We start from the raw sequence: 23,236 nt of genomic DNA, 5'->3' as shown, positions 1-23,236 counted from the left end.
GCTAAATCAGCGGACGGCACCGCGCCAAGACAAGTTCGCTATGGCGACAGCGTGAAGGTGCCATAGAGGGAGTTCTGCAAAGCCTCAGCGCGGAGCGTCACGCCAAAGCCCGGTGCGTCGCTCACGGGCAGCATTCCGTTCTTGACCTTCGGCTCCAGTGGATCTTCCAGCACCTCGGTATGGCCGGGAATGCGCGCCCAATAGGGAAAATGCTCCTGGATATAGAAGTTCGGGATGGAGGCGCTCAAATGCATGCCGACGGCAGTCGAGAGTGGGCTTGCGCAGATATGCGGCTGCACCTTGAGGCTATAGGCTTCCGCCATCGCGGCGATCTTTCGGGTTTCGAGGAGGCCGCCGGTGTTGCCGATATCGGGCTGCAGAATGTCGACCGATCGTGATTCCAGGACATCGCGGAAGCCATAGCGCGTATAGATCCGCTCGCCGACCGCAATTCTTTGCGAGATCGCCTTGGAGATCTTGATCAGCGAGCCGAGATCGCCGGGATCAGCGGGCTCCTCCACATAGGTGATGTCGTATTTCTCGATCCCGCGGCAGAACCTGATCGTATCGTCCGGGGTAATGCCGGCTGAGAGGTCGAGCATCAGCTCAACATGGGGACCGACGGCCGAGCGAATGGAGGCCACCCGCTCGATGGCACGCTTCACCACGCTGGGATCGCTGGCCGCACGCAGCGAAGGATGGCGCAGGCGACCTTCGGGCAGCACGGTGGCGAAGGGATAGAATTTGAGGGCGTCATAACCGTCCGCTGCCGCCTGTTCCGCGGCAGCAGGCAATTCGGCATCGCTGGTGCAGCCAAAATACCAACCATTGGCGTAGGTTCGGAGCTCGTCCCGCATCCGACCGCCGAGAAGCTCGTAGACCGGCACCTTGAGCGCGCGCGCCTTGATGTCGAGCATGGCCTGCTCGATCGCGCTCATCGCCGAGAAGATCACGGGCCCGCCGCCTTTCGCCCAGAAGCCGTGGTCGTAGATTTCCGTCCACAGGCTCTCGATGCGGAACGGATCGACATTCCGCATCAGGTAGCGCTCGATGATGTCCTTGAGCATACCGGCTGCCGCCGTGCCGCCAATGCCATAGGCCACGGCGGCTTCACCCAAGCCGGTTATTCCTTCGTCGGTCTTCAGCTCGAGGAGCACGGGGCGGATGCCGCCACTTTCGACGAGGTAGATATTGGCGGATTTCAGCTTCATGCGTTTCCCCCCGAGCGCTCACAGGTTCTTGCACAGTCGCATCGCATCAAGGATCGCGGCGTGGATATCGCGCGAAGACACGGCATCCCCGATCCGGTAGAGCTGGTAAGCGCCGTTCGGGTTCAGGGTGAGATCCTGCTTGTCGCCGATAGCGAAAGCGTCGAGATCTATGACACCGTCGTTGCGGGAGCCAGGCCGCATCTCCTGATAGAGCTCATCCAGAGGGATCGATCCCCGCTCGATGATCAGCCGATCGCAGGTGAGCGTTTCCGCATCATCGCTATATTCGTTGATGAGCGTTGCCTGCAGCCGGTTGCCGACCCTCGCGATGCGGGCGAGCCGCCGGTCCGGGTGGATGCGGGTGCCGGCCTTGTAGAGCTCGCGCATGATGAAGGGACGATCGAGATAGCTTGCCTCCTGGCCGGCATGGTGATCGGGTGTGACATAGATGAGTTCGGCGCCTTGCATGGCCAGCATCTCGGCCGCAGATGCTCCGGTGATCGTGCCGGTGCCGTCATAAAGCATGATCGCGCCCTGCGGCTCGGCCGGCGCTTCGAGCAGGGTCCAGACGGTCTCGGCAAGCTCCGCGCCTTCTACCTCGCCCTCCATGCGATCGGGTAAGCCGCCAGTGGCGATGATTACCACATCCGGGTTCTCCGCCTCGATCATCTCGCGGTCGGCAAAGTTGTTGTAGTGAATGACCACGCCCAGCCGCTCAGCCTCGGCAACCCGCCAATCGATGACGCCAATGAGGTCGCGGCGCTTGGGCATGCGGCTTGCGAGCAACACCTGACCGCCGGCGCGCGAGGCTGCCTCGAACACCACCACCTCATGTCCCCGTTCCGCCGAGACGCGTGCGGCTTCGAGGCCGGCGGGGCCCGCACCCACCACGACCACTTTGCGCCGCTGCTCCGCCGGCGTGATCAGATGGGGCAGCGTCTTCTCGCGGCCGATGGACGGATTATGGATGCAACGTCTCTGCCAGGAGCAATAGGTGGCACCGACGCAAGGGCGGATGCGGTCTTCTTCACCCCGGGCAATTTTGTTGACGATATGGGGATCAGCGATATGCGCCCGCGTCATCCCCACCAAATCGACGATACCTTCGCGGACGGCATAACGGGCGGTGGCGATGTCGCTGATCCGCGCTGCATGGAAGATGGGTAGATTGAGATGGCCGTTGAACGCCGCCACATGGGCGAGCTGCGGCGCAAGACCGACATGCATGCCAGGCATGTAGTTGGCGAGCCCCACTTCGGTATCGATGCGGCCATAGGTGAAGTTGAAGAAATCGATCAGTCCCGATCGTTCGTGGAGCTTTGCGATCTCGAGATAGTCATGGGTTGAGAGGCCCTCATCCCCATCGCGCCCCTCACCGACGGCCATGCGCAGGCCCACCAGGAACCGGTCGCCCACCCGGCGGCGGATTTCTTCGAGGGCCATCAGGCCAAAGCGGCAACGGTTTTCGAGCGAGCCCCCGAACTCATCGGTGCGCTTATTGACCAGAGGGTTCCAGAACTGGCCGACGAGGTGGCCATGAACATGGATCTCGAGGCCATCGAGCCCGCCCTCACGGCAACGCCAGGCGGCATCACCGAATTGTTTCGCGATGCGGCGGATGTCGTGGTGATCCATCTCCTTAGTGAAGCCGCGATGCGAAGGCTCGCGATAGCGCGAAGGGGAGACGGTCGGCAGCCAGTTATCGGCGCGCCAATGGCTGCGTCCACCAAGATGGGTGATCTGGCACATGATTGCGGTGCCGTGCCTGTGCACGCGTTCGGAGAATTCCCGGAAATAGGGGATGATGGTGTCATCGCCCACATAGAGCTGGCCAAAGACCGAGCCCGAATCCGGCGACACATTGGATGAGCCGCCGAACATGGTAAGTCCGATGCCGCCCTTGGCCTTTTCCTCGTGATAAAGCTGATAGCGCTCCTTGGGCTTGCCCTCCTCGCCATAGCTGATGGCATGGCTGGTGCTCATGACCCGGTTCTTGAGGGTCACATGTTTGATGGTCAGCGGTTGGAGGAGCGGATCTTCAGAGGACATGGGGTTTAGCCTCATGATGGGAGAGTCTCGCGGACGGCCTATCGGTTCTGGGCCTCATGGGGTTTCGAAGACCATGGCTTAGGGCGCCAGTTCCGTCTCGGCGAGACGCTGACGAAGGTGACTTGCAACAAAGAGATCGAGCTGGCCGGCGCCGCCGTTCTTGAACAGGGTTATGTCTTCGGCGCTAAGCTGTGGGGGCTGAGGCGCCTGGCACAGATCGAAGAGATTGCCCAGCACGGCTTCGCGATTGATCACGCCATTGCGCAAGGGCTCAATGAATTCGCCGGAGCGATCGAGGCAGCCGAAATCATCGACATAGATGCGGGCGCGGCGCAGGACCTCGTCATCAGCTTCCCGCATTTCCGGCGTGAAGGAGCCGATGAGATTGACATGGGTGCCCGGCTTCAGATGGGCGCCCTTGATCAGAGGACGCGTTGCCATCGTGGCGCCGATGATGATGTCTGCCGCGGCGACCTCCTGATCGAGATCTACGGTGGCTTCGGCGTGAAGGTCCTGCTCCCGCAAGTCTCGGGCAAGGGCGAAGGCGCGCTGGGGTGTCCTGTTCCAGATGCGAATGGTGCTGATCTCCGGACGGACGGCGCGCATCGCATGCACCACATAGGGTGCCAGAGCGCCAGCGCCGACGATCAGCAGTCGGCTTGCATGTCGCGGCGCAAGGAAGCCCGCGCCAAGGGCTGAGTCCGCAGCTGTCTTGCGGAAGATCAGCGCCTCGCCATCGATGACAAGCTGGGGCTTGCCGGTGTTCGGATCAAACAGGATGTAGAGGGCATCGACTGTCGGCACGCCGTAGGAGGCGACATTGCCGGGGAAGGAGGCCACCAGCTTCACACCCAGCGCTTGGCCATGCTGCCAAGTGGGCAGGGCCAGCAGCATGTTCGGCAAGCCTTCGGGCCGCGGCTCCTCCAGCACGGCGCGCGCGGTCTTGGGCGCCGGCCCCTTATGCGCGCGGCGCAAAGCCTCGATCAATCCGGGCCAATCGAGCAGCCTGTGCACGGTTTCGGCATCGACGAAGCGCATACCCATATCCTCAGGCAACGGCCGCCTGGCGGGCGCGGAGGATTGCGGGCGAGAAATGTTCGGCAATGAAGGTGACATAGGCCTCCACCTCCGCGGTGATGCGCGCATCGCTCCACCCTAAGATGTCGGCGACCGCCTCGGCTGCGGCCCGGGCCTCGGCCACACCCATGCCCGGCTGCCAACCGACCATCACGCGGCGGAACAAGAGGTCGATGAGGGTTACGGCATGCTCGTTCGCCGCCGCATGACGCAGCGCCTCGACCGGGATTGCCGCCTGCGGCGCATCACCTTTCGGCGGCAGCTTCGCCCCGTAGGAGAGCGGGCGCGGTTCTCCCGACGGGCGGACCGTATCCGAAACCTGCTCGGCGATCTTCCGTCCGGCATAGCGGTGCATCATGATGGGTGTTCCAGTAAGGGTGAGGGCGTTGGGCATTCCTTCCTCGGCCATATCGTGGATCCTGACCGACTTCACGCCCTCATCCGCCTCGCTATGGGTGCGCGGCCGCACGCCGCACCAGCTATAGACCACATCATCGGTGGTGAGCTTCAGGGTCGGGAAGACGCGATTGGCCTCGTTCAAGATGAAGCTCACCTCTTCCGGCAAGACCCGCACCGTATCCGGATCGCCTTCGAAGATCGTCTCGGTGGGGCCGAAGAAGTGATAGTCGCCCCAGGGCATGCAGTAGAAGGGCTGATCTATACTGCTGATCGTCTCCATGCCGAGCCCGCGGCAGTCATCCGGCAGCTTCACCAGAACGTTGACGCCCTTAATGCCGACAAGGCGCTGCTTGGGCCGGGGAACGGCCCGCGCCGTCACCCGGTCTGCCCAAGGACCGGCTGTGTTGACCAGCGCATGGGCCTCGATCTGAGTCGTGACGCCCCTGGCAATGCTGTCTTGAAGCGTCAGCCGCCACCGGTTTGACGGCACTCTCTCGATCGCGGTCACCTCGGTGTAGTTGCGTATGGTGGCGCCGCAGCGTTCCGCATCCAGCACCGTGTCCAGGCAGATGCGCTCAGCCCATTTGTATTGATATTCCTGAAACACGCCGACGCTGTCGAGCCGGCTCTGGTCCATGAGGCGGACCAGGCCATATTGTTTCGCCGCTGCTGCAGCCGGCAGGCGATGGTAGTCAAGGGGCGCCTGGGGCGAGCCGAACAGGCTCAATGCCCTGTAGCCCAGGTCCACCTTCCATCCGGGAAAGGCACCATCTCGGAACACCGGAAAGAAGAACGTGTGGCGGGAGAGGCGCTCCGGCATTGTGGTGGCAAGCTGGGTGCGGCATTGCATGGCGAGGCGCGCCATATAGACCCGGTTCTTGAGGTCGCCCCAGCGATAGGCATAGCGCCACAGCTCATAATCCGGTGAGAAATAGGCAAGGCCGCAATAGAGCAAGCGGCTCGACCGGCTGCTGGTGCCGCTGGCAAAATCGCCCTTGTCGACCAGAACCGTCCTATAGCCCTTTGCGGCGAGATGCTGGGCTGCACTCGCGCCGGCCGCGCCGCCGCCGATCACGGCGACATCGAATATCTGGCCTTCGAGAGACGGGAGGGGCTGGCGCATGACGTTCCTTCTCACCGCGGGGGTTACGACATGAGGCTCGCACGGTCTTCACGCGCCACCTGACCTGGAGGCGCGAGCTCGAGCTGCTGACGGGCGGCGACGGCCTCTTCCAGCCAGCCGGGCCGCAGCTCCGGAACCGATGCGATCAAAAGCTTGGTGTAGGGATCGGCGGGCGCGGCCAGCACCGTTGCGGCAGACCCGCTCTCCACCACGCGGCCCTGGCGCAGAACCGTGACCCGATCGGCGATCGAGGCAACCGTCGCCAGATCGTGGCTGATGAAAATGATGGCGAGACCAAGTTCCGAACGGAGACGCTCGATGAGTGCGATGATCGACCGTGCAACGATGGTATCGAGGGCCGAGGTGATCTCATCACAGATCAGCACCTCCGGGTTGGCGGCCAGTGCCCGTGCCAAGTTCACGCGCTGCTTCTCACCGCCGGAGAGCTCGCTGGGCAGGCGATCGAGATAGGTTGCCGGGAGCTGAACCATGTTCAGGAGCTCGATCATGCGGGCTTCGGCGGCCTGGCGTCTGGTGCCATGAAAAAACTTCAGTGTACGGCCGAGGATCTGCCTGATCTTCTGCTTCGGATTGAGGGCAGTGTCGGCGGTCTGAAAGACCAGCTGCACAAGGCGGCGCTCGTCCAGAGATCGGCTGCGATCCGCGCCGGCCAAGGATTTGCCCTGCAGCATCACGGTGCCAGAGGCGGGTTCATGGAGCCCTGCGATCACGCGCGCCAATGTGGTCTTGCCCGAGCCGGACTCGCCGATAACAGCCACAATCTCACCCCGGCCAACCCTCAGGCTGACATCACGCAAAGTGGTGGCGACCGGCTGTCCATTGTCGAGCCGGCCATATCCGGCCGTGAGGCGGCTCACCTCGAGCAGGGGGCTCGCGGCCGGAAGATGGGTTATCTGCCCCTGCGTGCTGCCCTTGCCCGCCGCTTTCACGGAGAGGTGGCGGCAGGCGGCAATCAGCTCCTTGGTATAGTCCGCCTGCGGCCGGTTCAGGATTTCCTCCGTCGTGCCCGTTTCAACCACATGACCGCTGCGCAGAACGATGATCCGGGTTGCGATCTGGGCGACAACCGCCAGGTCATGACTGACGAACAAGGCGGCGGTGTTGTTGTCGTGAATGGCGCGCTTGAGCAGCCGCATCACCTCGACTTGGGTGGTGACATCGAGGGCGCTGGTGGGCTCGTCGCAGACCAGCAACAGCGGTTCCTCCTGGAGACCCATGGCGATCATGAAGCGCTGGAGCTGACCGCCAGAGACCTCGTGCGGGAACCGCCGGCTGACCCGTTCCGGGTCCGGCAGGCTCAGGGACTGGAACAACGCAAGGGCGCGCTGCTGGGCCGAGCTCGCCCATTGCGTCCGGTGGATGCGCGCTGCCTCAGTCACCTGATTCATCAGCCTGATCCGCGGATTGAAGGCGGCAGCGGCACTCTGGGCGACATAAGCGACCTTGCGCCCACGCAGGCCATTGAGCTGGCGCCGTGGCGCGGCGAGGAGATCGATGCCGGCGAGCGTCACCCGCCCCTCTTGCAGGTGCAGGCCGGGCCGCAAATGTCCAAGCGCGGAAAGGGCAAGGGTCGTCTTGCCGGAGCCAGAGGCGCCGATGAGGGCCAGCACCTCACCGCGCGCCACGGAGAAGGACACGTTCTGCACGATCGGCACGCCGGCATCCGAAACGATACGCAGATTGTCGACGGTGAGAATGGTATCACCCATCGCTATTCCCCCCGGACCGGGGTGCGCTCAAGCGCATCAACCAGCAGGTTCAGGCTGATGGAGACCAGCGCGATGCAGACAGCGGGCGCAACGGCGGCGTAAGGGTTCGAGGAAAGGCCGCTCAAGCCCTCGCGGGCAAGGCCGCCCCAGTCAGCCTGCGGCGGCTGCACGCCGAGACCGAGGAAGCTGAGGCTGCTCATGAACAGGATGGCGAAGCTCATGCGAATGGCGAAATCCGCAGCAAGCGGCCTTACGACATGCGGCAGCATCTCGCCGAACAGGATCCAGCCCAGGCCTTCGCCGCGGGACCGCGCGACAGTGATGTAGTCCATATTGACGAGATCATTGCCGAGGGCACGGGCGATCCGGAACACGCCTGCCGCATAGACGATGGCTGCCAGCCCCACGATGACACCGATCGAGGGGCCGAGGGCTGCCACAACCACCAGACCAATGATGATCTTGGGTAGGGACAGGACCACATCGACCGCGCGGCTGAGCATGCCGTCGATGATCCCGCCCTTGATCGCTGCGAGCAGTCCCAGCGTGTCGCCGATGAGATGGGCAAGAATGGTGGCCGCCAGCGCCATGGCCAGGGTGATGCGGGTGGCCTCGATCAGGCGCGAGAGCACGTCGCGGCCGAGGGAGTCGGAGCCAAGCCACAGGCCAGAGGTGGGCGGCGCAAAGGGCTCGTCGGTGATGAACTCGGTGGGGTCGTGCGGCAAGGGGCCGAGCGACAGGATTGCCACCAAAATGAAGAAGGCCAGGATGGCGACGCTGACCCATAACGTGATCCGCGGCCTGCGGCGCGCTATGGTGAGAACCGTGCTCATTGCGCCTCCGCCGGATTGGAGAGGCCAGTCTGTGCGACAGCTCGGCCGGCCGCCTTGGCACGTGGATCGCAAGCCTGAGCGATGATATCAGCGAGCAAAACCAGCAGCACATAGGTCGCGCAGAAGATCATCGCACAGGCCTGGATCACCGGCATGTCGCGCGACTGCACCGCGTCGATCATCAATTGGGCGAGCCCTGGATAGGCGAATACCGTCTCGACGACGACGATGCCGCTGACGAGATAGGCGACGTTCAGCGCGACCACATTGGCAATCGGCCCAATCGCATTGAGGAGGGCGTGATAGGCAACCACGCGGTGGTGGGGAATGCCTTTGAGGGCCGCCATTTCGATATAGGGTTCATTGAGAATATTGGCGATGATCGCCCGGGTCATGCGCGAGATCTGCGCGGTCACCACGATCACGAGGGTGAGGGTGGGCAGCAGCAGGGCACGAAGCGTGTCGGCGATATCGGCGCCTGGACTGAGATAGGCGACCGCCGGCAGCCATCCGAGATGGACGGCAAAGAGCAGCACACCAAGCGTCGCGATCAGGAATTCCGGTGTTGCCGAAAGCCCGAGTATGACGACCGATGTGGCCCGATCGACCGTGCTGCCGCGCCGCATAGCCATGGCCAGGCCGAGCAGGATGGCGAGCGGCACGGCGATAATCGTGGTCAACCCGGCGAGCATCGCGGTGTTGGCGATGCGTTCGGACAGCATTGACGAGACGCTGTTGCGCGTCACGATGGAGGTGCCCCAATCGCCTTGCACCACGCCCGCCAGCCATTCAAGGTAGCGGACGGGTGCCGGGCGATCGAGGCCCATCTGTACCCGCAGCGCCTGGACATTCTCCTCGGTTGCGAACTGACCCAGCGCCACTTGCGCCACGTCGCCGGGGAGTATCTCGCATCCTGCGAAGATGAGCAGCGACACCACAAACAGCAGCACCAGCGTCGCGCCCAGCCGTCTTAAGATGAGTGCCGCCAAGCTTACCTTCCCTTCACAACGAGTCCTCAGGTGAGGTTCGCCCCCTCACACTTCTTCGAGCCATATGCGGTCGGCGAAGTTGAACCCACCAAGGCTGCCGATCGGCAATGGCGTAAGCCCCTTGATCCGCTTCGACACACCGTCGATGTAGCTCAGGAAGCAGGGCAGAATGATCGCGCCTGAATTGTGAATGATCGACTGGATCTCGTGGTAGTATTCGACCCGCTTCTGCATATCGAGCGTGGCCCGGGATTCATCGATCAGCTTTTCCAGCTTGTCGTTGTTGTAGTGCGAGAAGTTCCATGGCGCACCTTTACGCCAGGCAAGATTGAGCAGCATATTGTAGGTGGGGCGCGGATGGAAATTGGTGGCGGCATAGGGCCGCTTGCCTGCGACCGCGGTCCAGTAGCTCTCGGCCGGTTCCCGCTTGATGTCGAGATTGAGCCCCGCGCGCGTTGCCTCTCTCAGCAAGAGCTGGCCGATATCAATGCTGTAGAGCACACCATCGCCCACGCAGACCTGAACCCGCGCATTGCCGATGCCGGATTTGCCCAAGTGATATTTGGCCTTGTCCAGGTCGAGCTCGCGCTGAGGCAGGTTGGCGTTGTAGTAGGGGCTCTTGGGACCAATCGGATGATCGTTGGCGATCATGCCATAGCCGCGCAGCACGGTATCGAGAAGCCGCTTACGATCGATCATATAGGCCATGGCCAGGGTGAGATCGAGATTGTTCGACGGCGCTCGATCAACGGCAGCCTGGATGGCCGTATAACGCGTGCTCGGGGTCACGAAGACATCGGCCGTGCCCGATTTCGCCACCTCCTCGATGCCATTGCCGCGCAATTCGAGGATCATGTCCACATCGCCGGAGAGTAGCGCGTTGGCACGGGCGGATGCATCCGGGATGGGAAACATCTCGAACTCGTCGATATAGGGGCGGCCTTCCTTCCAGAAGTTAGGGTTGCGCGTCAGCACCGTCCGGATGCCCGGCTGGAACTCCTTCATAATGAAGGCGCCAGTGCCGATCGGCTTGCTGAAATCATAGGTCCCATTCTTGACGAGAGCGAATTGGAAGAGGCCGATCAGGATCGGCAAGTCGACGTCCGGAGATGCCAGCTCCACAGTGAAGCCGTCATCACCATCAGCCTTCACAGCCGTGATGTTGCCCACGAGCTGCTTTGCGCTGGAGGCGACCTTCTCCTCCTTGTGGCGCATGATGGAAAAGATGATGTCGTCGATGGTGAGCGGCGCGCCATCGCTGAAGGTGATGCCCTTGCGGATCTTAAATGCCCAGCGGGTCGCCTCCTTGTTCGGCTCCCAAGAAATCGCGACTTCCGGCCGGGCATTGCCGCCCTCGTCCATGCTCGTGAGATAGCTATAGACGCTGGTGCCCCTGATATAATCGTTGCCCTTGTCGTAGCGCGCTGAATCGAAGGTATCGCCGGTACTCTGTTGGTAGAGCGCGAGCCGGACGAGGCCACCGCGCTTGGGCTGTTGCGCCCTTGCTTCCGACACCAATGGCAGCCCGCTGGCGGCGACGAGACCGCCCGCCAACATGCCCGTGTTGAACAGGCGGCGGCTGATCCCGTCGCGGACTGTACGCTCACCCTGGCCAGGTTTTTTGTATTGATCAGACGACATCGCCCACCCCTTAGTTATCGATTGGCAGCGTGCCCGGTTTGAGCGGTTTGCTGCCATCGGCGCGACAATCGATTTATCAAGAGCGGAAGGAATATGCGTTGCAGACGCTATTGTTTATTTATTGACGGGCTATCTATATAAATCATCTTCCGCTGTTCTATCGGATATGAAATCTTACATTTACGGTGCTGATCTTCGAAAATCATTCTAAGGTTTGATCATTCCGAAAACAGAGGGATGTGGTTACTCCGAGATTGGACATTGCTCATGCCCAAATTGGACATGGGGATGAGGCAGTTTGTGCGACCTGATCCGTGGCCAATCGCGGACGCTCATCATCGAAGGGCAGATGCGCGAATTCTCGATCCTCGGCAGCTATCGAACGGATCAGGGGCTCTGCCGTAGCTTTGCCATCGCCGGTGCGGAGCAATCGGCCGGCGTTCGACAGGCGCAACCGAAGTCTCGCGGGCGGAGGCTTCTCAGAGAACAGGCGATGGCGAGACCCGCCGAGGAGCACTCCACGGCAGGATTACAGGGTTATAGAGCAGCCGGAAGACCGGCGTCGGGCTTGGGAGCGGGACGGTCAGAGCAGATCCGCGGGCACTTTCCCACCACTCTGCTGGAGCTTTTGAATGACCTGCTTGTGCAGCCACATGTTCATGGCAGCGGAGTCGTTCATATCGCCGGTATAGCCGAGCTCCTGCGCAAGCTCCTTGCGGTGGGCCAAGCTGCTGTCGAGGTCGAGCGCCTTCATGAGGTCCACGATCGATGTGCGCCATTGAAGGGATTGCCCCTTCTTCTTGACGGCGGCATCCAGAACTGCGGCAACGTCCACGGGTCCACCGGCAGGTGCAGCGCTGGCTGCGGTGGAGGCGGCCTGAGGCGCGGCTGCTGGCGTGGCGGTGGATGCGGCGGCCGGCTTGGCGGCTGGTGCGGGTTGAGCATCGGCGACCAGGGTGGCGCCAGGCCTTGCGGATGACGCCTGATGACCGCCCCAGATTGCGTTCTTAATCGTGTCAAAGATGCCCATCGCTTTTGCTCCTCTCGGTGGAAACCAGGATGCACTCAATTGCACCTGACGTGTTTATGGCGACGGCGTGAGTATGGAGGCGCTGGCCATTCGCAGCAACCGATAGGATGCAGGCGTGCCGGTCATAAGGGAGACAGCTCGGCGGGACAAGGCCGGGGCTTCGGGTTTACGCTGCTAAGTGGCACGCCACAAAATGGCCGGGCTGTAATTCGCGCAACGCCGGGGCCTCGATGCGGCAATGGTCCACCGCACGGGGGCAACGTGTGTGGAAGTGGCATCCGGAAGGGCGCCGGATCGGGCTTGGAACATCGCCGCCGATCGGTCTCGGGCGGCGCCGCTTCCTCGGCTGGGGGACCGGAACGGCGGCAAGCAGGGCTTCGGTATAGGGATGGAGAGGCGCGCTCATCAGGGTGGGCGTGTCCGCCATTTCGACGATACGTCCGAGATACATGACGGCGATGCGGTGGCTGATCTGCTCGACCACCGCGAGATCGTGCGCGATGAAAATGTAGGAGAGCTTGTATTCGTCCTGCAGATCCATCAGCAGGTTGACGACCTGGGCCTGAATCGAGACATCTAGCGCCGAGACCGGCTCATCGCCGATGATCAGGCTGGGATTGACTGCAAGCGCGCGGGCAATGGCGATGCGCTGGCGCTGCCCGCCGGAGAATTGGTGCGGGTAGTCCTTCATCTGATCGGGCCTCAAACCCACGCGCCGGAACAGCTCGGCGACCGCCTCGCTTCTGTGCCCCTTGGCCAGACCATGGGTGGAGAGCGGCTCGGCGACGATCTTGCCGGCCGGCATGCGCGGATCGAGCGAGGAATAGGGGTCCTGAAACACCATCTGCATCTGCCGGCGCAGGGGTCGCAGTTCCGAGTGGCTGAGGCCGGTTATATCCTTGCCGAGCAGGGTGATCTTGCCGGAGGTCGGCTGGACAAGGCGCATGATGGTCTTGCCGGCCGTCGACTTCCCACAGCCGCTTTCGCCCACGAGGCCCAAGGTCTCCCCGCGGCCGACCGAGAAGGAAATCCCATCGACCGCATGCACGAATTCGCGGGGCTTCGAGAGGAGCCCGGCGCCCACGGGAAAGCGCTTCACCAGGTTTTCGACGATGAGGGTAGGGGCGGCTTCAGCCATTGCCGATTCCATCATGGGCCTGCCGCAATCACTGCATCGGAGTTCCAGCAAGCCGCCCATTGCCCTGGCCGCTTCTCGACCATCGGGGGCGGGACTTCACGGCATTGCTGGGTTGCAAACGGGCAGCGCGGCGCGAAGGAACAACCGGCCGGCAGCTGGTTGAGGGCGGGCACGTTGCCTTCGATCTCGACCAGGCGCTTGCGGCCGCCAGAAAGGGTGGATGATCCAAGCCGGGGAACGGAGCCCAGCAGACCTCTGGTGTAGGGGTGATGGGGGCACTCGAAGAGCTGCGCAACGTCGGCCTCCTCGACGGCCTGGCCGGCATACATCACCATGACCCGGTCGGCATTCTCCGCCACCAGTCCGAGATCGTGGGTGATCAGGACGATTGCGGTTTGCAGGCGCTCCTGCAGATCGGTCATCAGGTCCATGATCTGAGCCTGGATGGTGACATCGAGCGCGGTGGTCGGCTCGTCCGCCAGCAGGATCTTCGGATTGCAGGCCAGCGCGATGGCGATCATCACCCGCTGCCGCATGCCGCCGGAAATCTGGAACGGGAATTCGTCCACCCGCTGTTCCGGCTCCGGGATGCGGACCAGGCGCAGCATTTCGACCGCCTTGGCCATTGCGTCCCGCCGGCTGAGCCCTTCATGCAGGGTGATGACCTCGGCGATCTGTCTCCCGATGGTCATCATCGGGTTCAGCGAGGTCATCGGCTCCTGGAAAATCATGGAGATGTCTTTGCCACGAATGGCGCGCATCTCCTCGGGTTCGAGGCTCACCAGATCACGGCCGGCAAAGCGGATATGCCCGTCGGCGATCCTCGCCGCCGGCGGCAGAAGCCTGAGGATCGAAAGCGCGGTCATGCTCTTGCCACAGCCGGATTCGCCGACGACGCCCAAGGTCTCCGCACCATTCACATGGAATGACACGCCGTTCACCACGCCAAGCTCGCCGCTGCGGGTGCGAATCTTGGTCGTAAGGTTCTCCACCTCGAGCACGGCCTGTGCCTGCGCCGGATGGGGTGCCGGCGCGCTGGCAGCACTTTGGTAAAGCTGCGCGCTGCTCATGGCCGGCTCCGCGAGGCGGGATCGAGCATCTGACGCAGACCTTCACCGAGCATGTTGAAGCCGAGCACGGCGAAAAAGATCATCGTGGCCGGGATGAGCGGATACCAGGGGGCGAGCTCGAGATATTGAAAGCCCACCTGCACCATGGAGCCCCAGGTCGACGCCGGCGGCTGAGCGCCAAGGCCGATGAAGCTCAGGCTGGATTCGAGGATGATGGCGAAGCCCACCGCCAGCGATGACTGGACGATGACCGGGTTGATCGCGTTGGGCAGGATATGGCGCAGGATGATCAGCGGTGATGAGACGCCGATCGACTCGGCGGCCTGGATGAATTCGAGATGCTTGAGCGACAGCACCTGTCCGCGGATCAGGCGGGCGAATGTGGGCACCGATACGATGGCGATAGCGATGGTGGCATTCACGAGACCGGTGCCGAGCACCGCGGAAATGGTGAGCGCGAGCACCAGCGGCGGCAGGGCGATCAGGCTGTCGAGGATGCGCATGAAGATCGCATCGGTGATGCCGCCGACATAGCCTGCAATCAGGCCGAGCGGCACGCCCATGGCGACCGACAGCAGAACGGCGCTCAGGCCCACGCTCATCGACAGGCGCGCACCATAGAGGGAGCGGCTGAAGATATCGCGGCCCAGCTCGTCCGTTCCGAAGAGATGGGCGGCGCTTGGTCCCTGGAGCATGGCCATGTAATCCATGGACTCGGGCGTGTACTGGGTGAGCAAAGGCGCGAAAATTGCGCCTGCGGCCAGGACGGCAACGAGAACCAGGCCAGCGATCAGCATGAGATTGCGGGTGAGGGCGCCTCGAACGGCGAGACTTCGCCCGGCCCGGTAAGGCGATGTGTGGCTCACGATGCTGGGGCCGTCGCTCGCCATGGTCCGCTACCTCGGCCGCAACCTGGGGTCGAGCAGGCCATAGGCGATATCTACCGCCATGGTCGCCATGACCACGCAGAAAGTTATAAACAGCACCACTGCCTGCACGACTGGATAGTCGCGGCTGAGAATGGAGTCGACGAGCAGGCGGCCCACGCCGGGAATGGCAAAGACCATCTCCGTCACCACCGCGCCGCTGAACAAGGTGCCAAGCTGCAGGCCCAATATGGTGACGATGGGCACCATGGCATTACGCAAGGCATGGCGGATGATGACGTTCCGCTCCGAGAGGCCCTTGGCCCGGGCGGTACGGATGAAGGGATGGTTCAGGACATCCGCAAAGCTGGAGCGCGCCTGGCGGGTGATCACGGCGATCAGCGCCAGGCTCAGGGTCGCGGCCGGCAAGATGGTGGAGCGTATGCTGCGGCCAATGTCCACGGCCGGGGAGACATAGCCGGAGATGGGCAGCCAGCCGGTCTTGAGGGCGACGCCGTAGATCAAAAGGCCGCCCAGGAGAAAGTAGGGCATTGCCGCACCGATCAGTGCGAGCAAAGTTCCCAGCCAATCAAGCCAGGTGTTCATTCGGGCGGCGCTGAGGGCGCCCAAAGGCACCGCCACGATAACGGCGAAGATCCAGGCGGTGAGGCCAATCTGGGCCGTCGGTAGAATACGCGGCGCCACCACGTCCCAGACCGGTTGCCGGCCGTGGATCGACCGGCCGAGGTCACCGGAGACCGCGTTCTTCACCCAGATCAGATATTGCACCGGCAGAGGCTGGTCGAGCCCGTACTGCTTGCGCAGTGTGGTGATGGTCTCCTCGCTCACCTCAGAATGCTCGCCGATGAGCATGAGCACGGGATCACCCGGAAGGATCCGCATCAAGACGAAGATGATGACCGAGGTCAGCACCAGAACGGGAAGTGTCGCGGCAAATCTCTGGGCGATAAACTTGACCATCTCGTCAGGCCGCTACGCTTTCTGCTCTCCTGCGCAAGGCTTCGGGGAAGACCTGCTCCGCGAAGGCGCGCACCACGGACGCCTGTTTCCCGCCCGGGACCGCATGGGGGCGCAAGGTCACCTGGGTGACGCTCGGATGAAGCGCCTTGGCGAGCTGCTCGCTGACCCGCTTGGGATTGCCGGCGAGCACCATGGATTCCACCACTTCCAGGGGCATGAGGCTCGCGGCCCGGCTGACGTCGTGGCCGCCTTCCATCTTGGCAAGCTCGACGAAGGCTTCGGGCAGAGTGATCCCGAGCTCGTCGAGATAGTCCCAGTGCGGATATTGACTGATCAGCCGCGATGCGACACGCCTGCGCATCACCTCCAGAGCCTTCTCATCGTCGTCATCGATACAGGCCTCCACGCGCAAGCCGATATCCAGACTGTCCGGCGAGCGTTGCGCCTTGGCAAGACCCTCGTTCAGCTTTCCGACGTAGAAATCAAAGGCTTTGGGATTGAGCGTATTGGCGATCAGCACGCCATCGGCGATTTCGCCGGCCAGGCGCGTCATCTGAGGTCCGTGGGTGGCGAAATAGACGGGGATATGATCGCGCACCGGCTTGAAGTTGAACCGGCCACCATCGATCGAGACGACCTTGCCTTGCGAGGTCACCTTCTCGCCACGCTGCAGGGCGTGGATCATGGTGACGGTCTCACGCATGGCCGCGATCGGCAGCACCCGCTCGAGCCCAAGCTCCTTGAAGCCGGCGCCACCGGTGCCGAGGCCGAGCACCGCCCGGCCATTGCTCACCTCATCGAGCGTCGCCATGGCGGCCGCGGTGATGGCGGGATGACGGGAATAGGGGTCGGTGACACCTGTCCCGATCTTCAGGGATTTCGTGTTCAGGGCAACCGCGGTGAGCCCCACATAGCACTCCCGGGCGAAGCGCACATCCGTGTACCACAGGTACTCATAACCGAGCGTTTCGGCCTCGCGGGCGATGTCAACCAGCTCGCTGATGGGGCCTTCAGAAAACAGCAGAACACCGAGTGTGGGCTTCACCTTGATCTCCTGTCCGGCTTTTGTCTTTAGCCTTTGGATTTGTCGGAAAATTCCGGGGCGCCACCGATCACCCAATCTTCGCGGGTGAAGTTGTCGAACATCACGTTCACCGCATCGCGCTTGGAGCCGGCAATATCGACAAGCGCCGTCGTTATCGCCTCCGCGATCTTGCGCTTCTGCTCTGGTGAACGGCCTTCATAGAAACAAACCCGCACGACTGGCATTGATTCAATCCTTTGCTTTGCCTGCTCGGTAAGAGAGTTCATGGCTGTCCCTACCGGCCGGGCAGGCTTCCGGCCGGTGCGGAAACGGGGTGGCGTGATCAGGCCTCGATCCAGAGCTCGGCGAAATTGATGATGCCGTCGGCAGCGTGCTGGAACCCCTTCACCTTTGGGTCCAGGCCCTTGAAGTCGGAGCTGTAATGCCAAGGCACATAGACCGCGTCCTCGTTCATCAGCTCCGAGATCTTCCGGAAGGCGATGCGGCGCTCCTCCTCGGTGCGTCCGGCGCGCTCCGCCTGGATGAGCTTGTCCATCTCAGGGTTCGAATAGGCGTGATATTTCGCGTAAGAGCCCTCGGACCCGAGCAAAATGGCGAGATATTGATCGGGATCAGGCCGATAGCCCCACCATCCCTGCGCATCCATGGGCATCATGCCGTCACGCAGCATGTTGCGATAACCGGCGCTGTCGATCTGCTCGATATTGACCTTCACCCCGATCTCGGCGGCATTGGCCTGGAAGATCTGGGTGGCACGCTGCTTCACCGGGTCGGGCTGAAGGGGAGCGCCGATCAGGATTGGGGTATCGAGACCCGATTCCTCGATCAGCCTCTTCGCCTTATCCACATCCCGCTTAAAGGGTTTGTAATTGGGATCATAGAAGGGGCTGCCCGGCAGAATGCCGTCATAACCGATCTCACCCGTGCCGAAATAGGCGACCTGATGGAGGGCCTGACGATCAATGGCCCATTGGAAGGCCTGGCGGAACGCCTTTGACTTGCCGGGATATTGGTCACGCAAGTTGAAGCCGAAATATTCCCAGCGAAAGCCCGGCTTTTCAGACACCACGAACTCATTGGCCGCGCGCAGGCGCTGAATGTCCTGCAGCGGCAGGGCCTCAGCGATCTGGACGGATCCGGCGCGCAATTCCGAAAGGCGGGTGCTGTCGGTGGGCACTGGCCGGAGGATGACCTGGTCAAGATAGGGCTTACCCTTCTGCCAATAGCCGCCATTCTTCTCGAGAACGGTGCGATTGTCCTTGCTGTATTCCGCGAGCTTGAAGGGACCAGTGCCGCTCGGGTGCAGCCCGTAATCGATCCCGTGCTTCTTGAAGGCAGCGGGAGAGCCGATACAGCCGGTGACATCGGTGAACGGGAAGAGGAATGCGGCAAACGGGTATTTCGTCACCATTTTCACGGTATGGGCATCGACCGCTTCGATTGTATCGAGTGCGGTGATCTCACCGCCACGAATGGAGCCGATGCTCGTATCGCGAATGCGGTCTATGTTGAACTTGACCGCCTCGGCATCGAACGGCGTGCCGTCGTGAAACTTGATGCCCTGGCGCAGCTTCAGGACAAAGGTCTTCTCGTCCGGCTGCTCCCATGATTCCACCAGGCCCGGCGCAAGGCGGCCGTCTTGGATGGTGAACAGGGTGTCGTGAATGGCGCGGGTCGCCGCGCGCCCTTGCAGATTACCGGTGAGGTGGGGGTCAAGGGAGAGCGGGTCAGCGAAGATGGCTGCGGTCAGCGAGCCACCCGGCTTGCCCACGGCAGGCGCAGAGCCTTGCGCATAGAGGTTTTTCGGCAGCAGCAATGCCGCGGTAGACGCGGCTGACAATGATAAGACGCTTCGCCTGCTAAACATCACCCCACCTCCTGCATTAGTATTATTGGGCTTGGTTAGTTCTGGGCCGAGAGACAGTCAGGTCTCAAAAAGCATTTCTGACAGAAGCACGAAGTCTGCTCCCTCAGAATCTCGCGGCTGTTCTCCCCTTTTGCTCGATGATATGGCCGCGATCTCGGGGCAACAACAAAAGATAATCAGGGGCCTTTGCCTAAGGCGAGCTTATGCCAAAGGCCCCGATCGGGTACACAGGGGCTCAGGCTCGAGTTCTCAAGCCTTTGGCCGTAACGGAATCTCCGTGATCTGAAAATTCACGTGATGAACCTCGCCCTGAAACAGGCCCTTGAAGCTGTCGACATCTTCAGCCGAGATCCGCCGACACTCCTTGCGCTCCTCCGAGGCCATGCACAGGTCCATATCGGCCTGGTTGTCGAAATAGAGCTCGAAGGTGTGGAAATATTTCGGCTGCTCGGTCAGGAAGGGCGTGCCATCGCTCTTCAAGAGCTTCAGGTCTTTAAGCCTCGGCCAATCGGCAACCATGGGCAGGTGGACGTCTCGCACATAGGTCTCGAAGCGTTCGCGCTGTTCCGGAACCGTGCCCATGTAGAGGGCGCAGCGGGCGAAGGTCCCGGTCAGATCCTGCTTGGGCTCAGGGTCACGGTCCTTGCAGGGGAAGGAGGTGATGTCGAACACCATGTGCAATACATCGCCCTTGAAAAGCTCGCGGAAGCGCGGGCGGTCGGCGATGCTGATGCGCTTGGTTTCCTCACGCTCTTCCGAGGCAAGCGAGCGGGCAAGGGCTTCCTTATCGTCATAGAACAGCTGGAAGCAGTGGTAATATTGCGGTGCCTCGCCGAGATAAGGCTCGTGATTGTTCTTGAGCAGACGCAGGCCGCGCAGCTCCGGCCATTTGGCCACCAAGGGCAGGTGCACCTCCTTGACGTAGGTGTCGAAGGTCTCCCGATTGGCCGGGTCCACGGTGCCCTTGTAATAGGCGGCCAGCACGATCATGACGTCTCAACTCCTCAATCAGAAACGGTGGATGTGGCGGGTACCGACGAGGCGGTGCCGCGCTCGCGGTGGAACTTGCGCGCCGCCGGTATGGCGATCGCCTCGGTGAGCGGGGCGGCAGCGAAGGAGGCGTCTCGCCGTTCCGAAGATACTGGCCCGTAAAGCGTGCTGCGTTGCAGGGGTATGCGGCCAAGCGAGGTGATGAGCCGCTCCATGCGGTCAGGCGCCATCTCCTGGCCATGGGCGGCGCCGGCCGCCTTGGAGATGGTCTCGTTCATCAGTGTGCCGCCGAGATCGTTTGCCCCCGCTTGCAGACAGAGCTTGGCACCTTCCTCGCCCATTTTCACCCAGGAGGTCTGGATGTTCTCAACATGCGGATGAAGGGCCAGCCTGGCGACAGCATGCATCAGGAGCGCCTCGCGCAAGGTTGGGCCGGAGCGCGCGAGGCCTTTCAGATAGATCGGCGTTTCCATGGGTACGAAGGGCAGCGGCACGAATTCTGTGAAGCCGCCGGTGCGCTTCTGCAGGTTCCGGATGCGGATGAGATGACGCGCCCAGTGGCGGGGCTCGTCCACATGACCGAACATGATCGTGGCCGTGGTGCTGAGCCCGACAGCATGGGCGGTCTCAACCACTTCCAGCCATTGGTCAGTGGTGAGCTTGTCCGGGCAGATGATGCGTCGCACTTCATCGTCGAGGATCTCGGCCGCGGTGCCGGGGAGGGTGCCGAGGCCTGCCGCCTTCAGCTCGGAGAGAAAGTCGCGCACGGAGATGCCGAGGGTTGCGGCGCCCTGCCAGATCTCCAGGGGTGAAAAGGCATGGATGTGGATGTCGGGTGTCGCGGCCTTCAGGGCATGCACAATGCCGAGATAGGTCGCGCCGGTATAGTCGGGGTGAATGCCGCCCTGGAGGCACACTTCAGTGGCGCCGCGATCCCAGGCCTCACGGCTGCGCCGGCAGATCTCGGCATGATCGAGATCATAGGGGCGGCCGCGCAGGTTCTCGCTGAGCTTGCCCTTGGAAAAGGCGCAGAACTGGCAGCGATAGTAGCAGACATTGGTGTAGTTGATGTTGCGATTGACCACGTAGCGCACGGTATCGCCGGCCTGACTGCGCCGCAGGTCGTCGGCCGCGACATATACCTGCTCTGCATCGGCCCCGCGGGTGGCAAACAGGGCGACGACCTCCGCTTCGGTCAGATCTTGGCCCGCGCTGGCCTTGGCCAGGATATCGCTGAGCGCGTTTCGCGATGAGGTGGTCAGGCGGATGTTGATCGATGGCGTGTGGTGGCGCATCTCGACGGGCGTGCCCGGCGTCCAGGCACAGTCGCGGGCAAAGCCCTCCGCATCCGCCTGGCGCAGGGTGGGGGTTGCCATCACCGGGTCGAGCCAGCGCGTGGCATTGCGCACATAATCGGGATAGATGGCGAGGCGCTCGGTGAGCACCTTGCCGGCAGCGGCGGTTGCCTCGCCAAGCCTGGTGATTTCCGGCCATGGCGCTTCGGGGTTCACATGGTCCGGCGTGACCGGTGATACACCACCCCAGTCATTGATGCCGGCGGCGATCTGCTGCTCGAGCGCGCCGGCGCTGAGATTGGGCGGGGCCTGGATGTTCATCGCCGGGCCGAACAGGATGCGCGCAACGGCGATGGTCCACAAATGGTCTGCGAAAGAGGGCTCGGGCGCTGCGGCCATGCGCGTGCCGGGCTTGGCGCGGAAATTCTGGATGATGATTTCCTGCAAGTGTCCGTAGCGCTCGTGCAGCTCGCGCAATGCAAGAAGTGCCTCGATCCGCTCCCGCCTCGTCTCGCCGATGCCAATCAGAATGCCCGAGGTGAAGGGTACTTGCGCCTTGCCGGCCGCTTCTATGGTGGCCAGCCGGATTGCAGGGTGCTTGTCGGGCGAGCCGAAATGAGGTCCGCCGCGCTCGCTCAGTCTCTGCGCGCTCGTTTCGAGCATAATGCCTTGGGATACGGACACTTTCCGCAGGCTGGCAATCTCCGCTGGTGAGAGCACGCCGGGATTGAGATGCGGCAGAAGGCCGGTCTCCTTGGCAACTAGGCGCGCCATTTCCGCGAGATAGGAGAGGGTGGTCTCGTGGCCCAGGGCGTTGAGCGCCTCGCGCGCAACCCGGTAGCGCAGCTCCGGCTTGTCGCCGAGGGTGAACAGGGCCTCGTGGCAGCCGGCGCGTGCCCCGGCCCGGGCAATGGCCAGGACGGCCTCGGGCAGCAAATAGGGCGCGTCGATCCGGCGCGGTGCCTTGGCAAAAGTGCAATAATGGCAGGTATCACGGCACAGCTGGGTCAGCGGAATGAAGACTTTGCGGGAATAGCTGACGCGATCCCGGTGGCCTTCATCGCGCAGGCAGGCCGCGCGTCTCATCAGGCTCTCGACATCCGCGATATCCGCAAGGCTGAGGGCGTCCTCGGCGGCAGGCAGATCGCCGGCCGCGAGGATGCGATCAAGCCGGGCGAGTTCGCTCATCAGACGGCGCTCCGCGTCGTAAGGTCTTGATATTGACCGGCCATGGCTGCGCGGACAACCCCGTGCGTGGCGGTATCGCCCCCGCGCGCCATAAATCGGTCGAGATCGACGGGATGGTCTATATCAAGGGCCAATCCGGGGCTGATCATGATGCGCGGATCGATGCCACGTTCCCGCGCCCGCCGGCAATGTTCGGCGAAGCTATTGTCGCCAAAGGCCAGCGGCACAGCATTCGGCGGCATGGACAGAATTGCGTTGCTGCCATTGCCGTCATGGGCCGGCACGATCGTAAAGGAGGGCGAAGGCGGCCGCGCCGCTACTATCTCGCCAATCTCGTCAGGTGTGACCAGGGGCACATCAGCCGGCAGCACCAGCATGCCTTCGGCCCCTTCCGCGGCGAGAATGCTGGCCGCTGCCATCACAGCCCGGGTATGGCCGCGATCTGCTTCGGTCTCGAGGAGATGGGCGCCGCGGCGCCGAGCCAGGGCCGCAGCCTCAGCATCTCGCGTGACAATGATGATGCCGGCGAGGGTCTTCACCGCCGCCAAGGCGGCCAGGACGTCGTCGGCCATGGCCAGCACAAGGCGCCGTCTGAATTCTGCGCTATAGCGGCCGGACAGGCGCTGCTTGGCCTGGCCCAATGCCTTGATCGGCACCACGGCCCAGATGCCGTTGCGTTGGGACCGCCTGAATATGGCCCGGTCCGCGTTCATG

19 protein-coding genes are annotated in these 23,236 nt (G+C 62.7%); all 19 read right to left on the bottom strand.

The window, feature by feature from the left end:
* Positions 1-38: 38 nt before the first annotated feature.
* The 19 genes from RCF49_RS09865 to cofC all read right to left on the bottom strand — a co-directional run bounded on the left by RCF49_RS09865 (position 39) and on the right by cofC (position 23,235).
* Entirely contained in the window at positions 39-1,211 is a 1,173-nt protein-coding gene (locus tag RCF49_RS09865; protein ID WP_342643854.1) for a mandelate racemase/muconate lactonizing enzyme family protein, read from the bottom strand.
* 18 nt (positions 1,212-1,229) lie between these two features.
* A complete protein-coding gene (locus RCF49_RS09860) occupies positions 1,230-3,260 on the bottom strand; it encodes an FAD-dependent oxidoreductase (RefSeq protein ID WP_342643853.1) in 2,031 nt (676 codons plus the stop codon).
* Between the two features lie 78 nt (positions 3,261-3,338).
* Complete coding sequence (locus tag RCF49_RS09855) at positions 3,339-4,298, bottom strand: ornithine cyclodeaminase (RefSeq protein WP_342643852.1); 960 nt, start codon at positions 4,296-4,298, stop codon at positions 3,339-3,341.
* A gap of 10 nt (positions 4,299-4,308) precedes the next feature.
* Positions 4,309-5,859 (bottom strand): FAD-dependent oxidoreductase, encoded by a 1,551-nt coding sequence (locus tag RCF49_RS09850; RefSeq protein ID WP_342643851.1) that lies wholly within the window; start codon positions 5,857-5,859, stop codon positions 4,309-4,311.
* Between the two features lie 23 nt (positions 5,860-5,882).
* The gene (locus tag RCF49_RS09845) at positions 5,883-7,589 is read right to left on the bottom strand and encodes an ABC transporter ATP-binding protein (protein ID WP_342643850.1); all 1,707 of its coding nucleotides are present in this window, start codon (positions 7,587-7,589) and stop codon (positions 5,883-5,885) included.
* 2 nt (positions 7,590-7,591) lie between these two features.
* Positions 7,592-8,422: an ABC transporter permease gene (locus tag RCF49_RS09840; RefSeq protein WP_342643849.1), complete on the bottom strand. Its 831-nt coding sequence runs from the start codon at positions 8,420-8,422 to the stop codon at positions 7,592-7,594.
* The gene (locus RCF49_RS09835; RefSeq protein WP_342643848.1) at positions 8,419-9,411 is read right to left on the bottom strand and encodes an ABC transporter permease; all 993 of its coding nucleotides are present in this window, start codon (positions 9,409-9,411) and stop codon (positions 8,419-8,421) included. Before RCF49_RS09835 ends, RCF49_RS09840 begins: the two co-directional genes overlap by 4 nt.
* Positions 9,412-9,456: 45 nt before the next feature.
* Positions 9,457-11,052: an ABC transporter substrate-binding protein gene (locus RCF49_RS09830; RefSeq protein WP_342643847.1), complete on the bottom strand. Its 1,596-nt coding sequence runs from the start codon at positions 11,050-11,052 to the stop codon at positions 9,457-9,459.
* A gap of 583 nt (positions 11,053-11,635) precedes the next feature.
* Complete coding sequence (locus RCF49_RS09825; protein WP_342643846.1) at positions 11,636-12,082, bottom strand: DUF3597 domain-containing protein; 447 nt, start codon at positions 12,080-12,082, stop codon at positions 11,636-11,638.
* Between the two features lie 166 nt (positions 12,083-12,248).
* On the bottom strand, positions 12,249-13,220 hold the full coding sequence (locus RCF49_RS09820; RefSeq protein WP_342643845.1) for an ABC transporter ATP-binding protein: 972 nt from the start codon (positions 13,218-13,220) through the stop codon (positions 12,249-12,251).
* An 11-nt stretch (positions 13,221-13,231) separates the two neighbouring features.
* Complete coding sequence (locus RCF49_RS09815) at positions 13,232-14,290, bottom strand: ABC transporter ATP-binding protein (protein ID WP_342643844.1); 1,059 nt, start codon at positions 14,288-14,290, stop codon at positions 13,232-13,234.
* Positions 14,287-15,180: an ABC transporter permease gene (locus tag RCF49_RS09810; RefSeq protein ID WP_342643843.1), complete on the bottom strand. Its 894-nt coding sequence runs from the start codon at positions 15,178-15,180 to the stop codon at positions 14,287-14,289. The genes RCF49_RS09815 and RCF49_RS09810 overlap by 4 nt, the downstream gene beginning before the upstream one ends.
* A 6-nt stretch (positions 15,181-15,186) precedes the next feature.
* Entirely contained in the window at positions 15,187-16,137 is a 951-nt protein-coding gene (locus RCF49_RS09805) for an ABC transporter permease (RefSeq protein ID WP_342643842.1), read from the bottom strand.
* A gap of 4 nt (positions 16,138-16,141) precedes the next feature.
* Positions 16,142-17,182, bottom strand: a complete 1,041-nt coding sequence (locus tag RCF49_RS09800) for an LLM class flavin-dependent oxidoreductase (RefSeq protein WP_342643841.1) — start codon at positions 17,180-17,182, stop codon at positions 16,142-16,144.
* A 26-nt stretch (positions 17,183-17,208) separates the two neighbouring features.
* Positions 17,209-17,406: a tautomerase family protein gene (locus RCF49_RS09795; protein WP_342643840.1), complete on the bottom strand. Its 198-nt coding sequence runs from the start codon at positions 17,404-17,406 to the stop codon at positions 17,209-17,211.
* A 98-nt stretch (positions 17,407-17,504) separates the two neighbouring features.
* Positions 17,505-19,049, bottom strand: a complete 1,545-nt coding sequence (locus RCF49_RS09790; RefSeq protein WP_342643839.1) for an ABC transporter substrate-binding protein — start codon at positions 19,047-19,049, stop codon at positions 17,505-17,507.
* Positions 19,050-19,298: 249 nt separating this feature from the next.
* Positions 19,299-20,039, bottom strand: a complete 741-nt coding sequence (locus tag RCF49_RS09785; RefSeq protein ID WP_342643838.1) for an EthD family reductase — start codon at positions 20,037-20,039, stop codon at positions 19,299-19,301.
* A 14-nt stretch (positions 20,040-20,053) separates the two neighbouring features.
* Positions 20,054-22,522 (bottom strand): 5-amino-6-(D-ribitylamino)uracil--L-tyrosine 4-hydroxyphenyl transferase CofH, encoded by a 2,469-nt coding sequence (gene cofH / locus RCF49_RS09780; protein ID WP_342643837.1) that lies wholly within the window; start codon positions 22,520-22,522, stop codon positions 20,054-20,056.
* Positions 22,522-23,235, bottom strand: a complete 714-nt coding sequence (cofC, locus tag RCF49_RS09775; protein WP_342643836.1) for a 2-phospho-L-lactate guanylyltransferase — start codon at positions 23,233-23,235, stop codon at positions 22,522-22,524. The genes cofH and cofC overlap by 1 nt, the downstream gene beginning before the upstream one ends.
* Position 23,236 lies beyond the last annotated feature (1 nt).

This window comes from Rhodoligotrophos sp. CJ14 (assembly GCF_038811545.1).
Taxonomy (GTDB): domain Bacteria; phylum Pseudomonadota; class Alphaproteobacteria; order Rhizobiales; family Im1; genus Rhodoligotrophos; species Rhodoligotrophos ferricapiens.
This window is presented reverse-complemented; position numbering and strand designations above follow the sequence as displayed.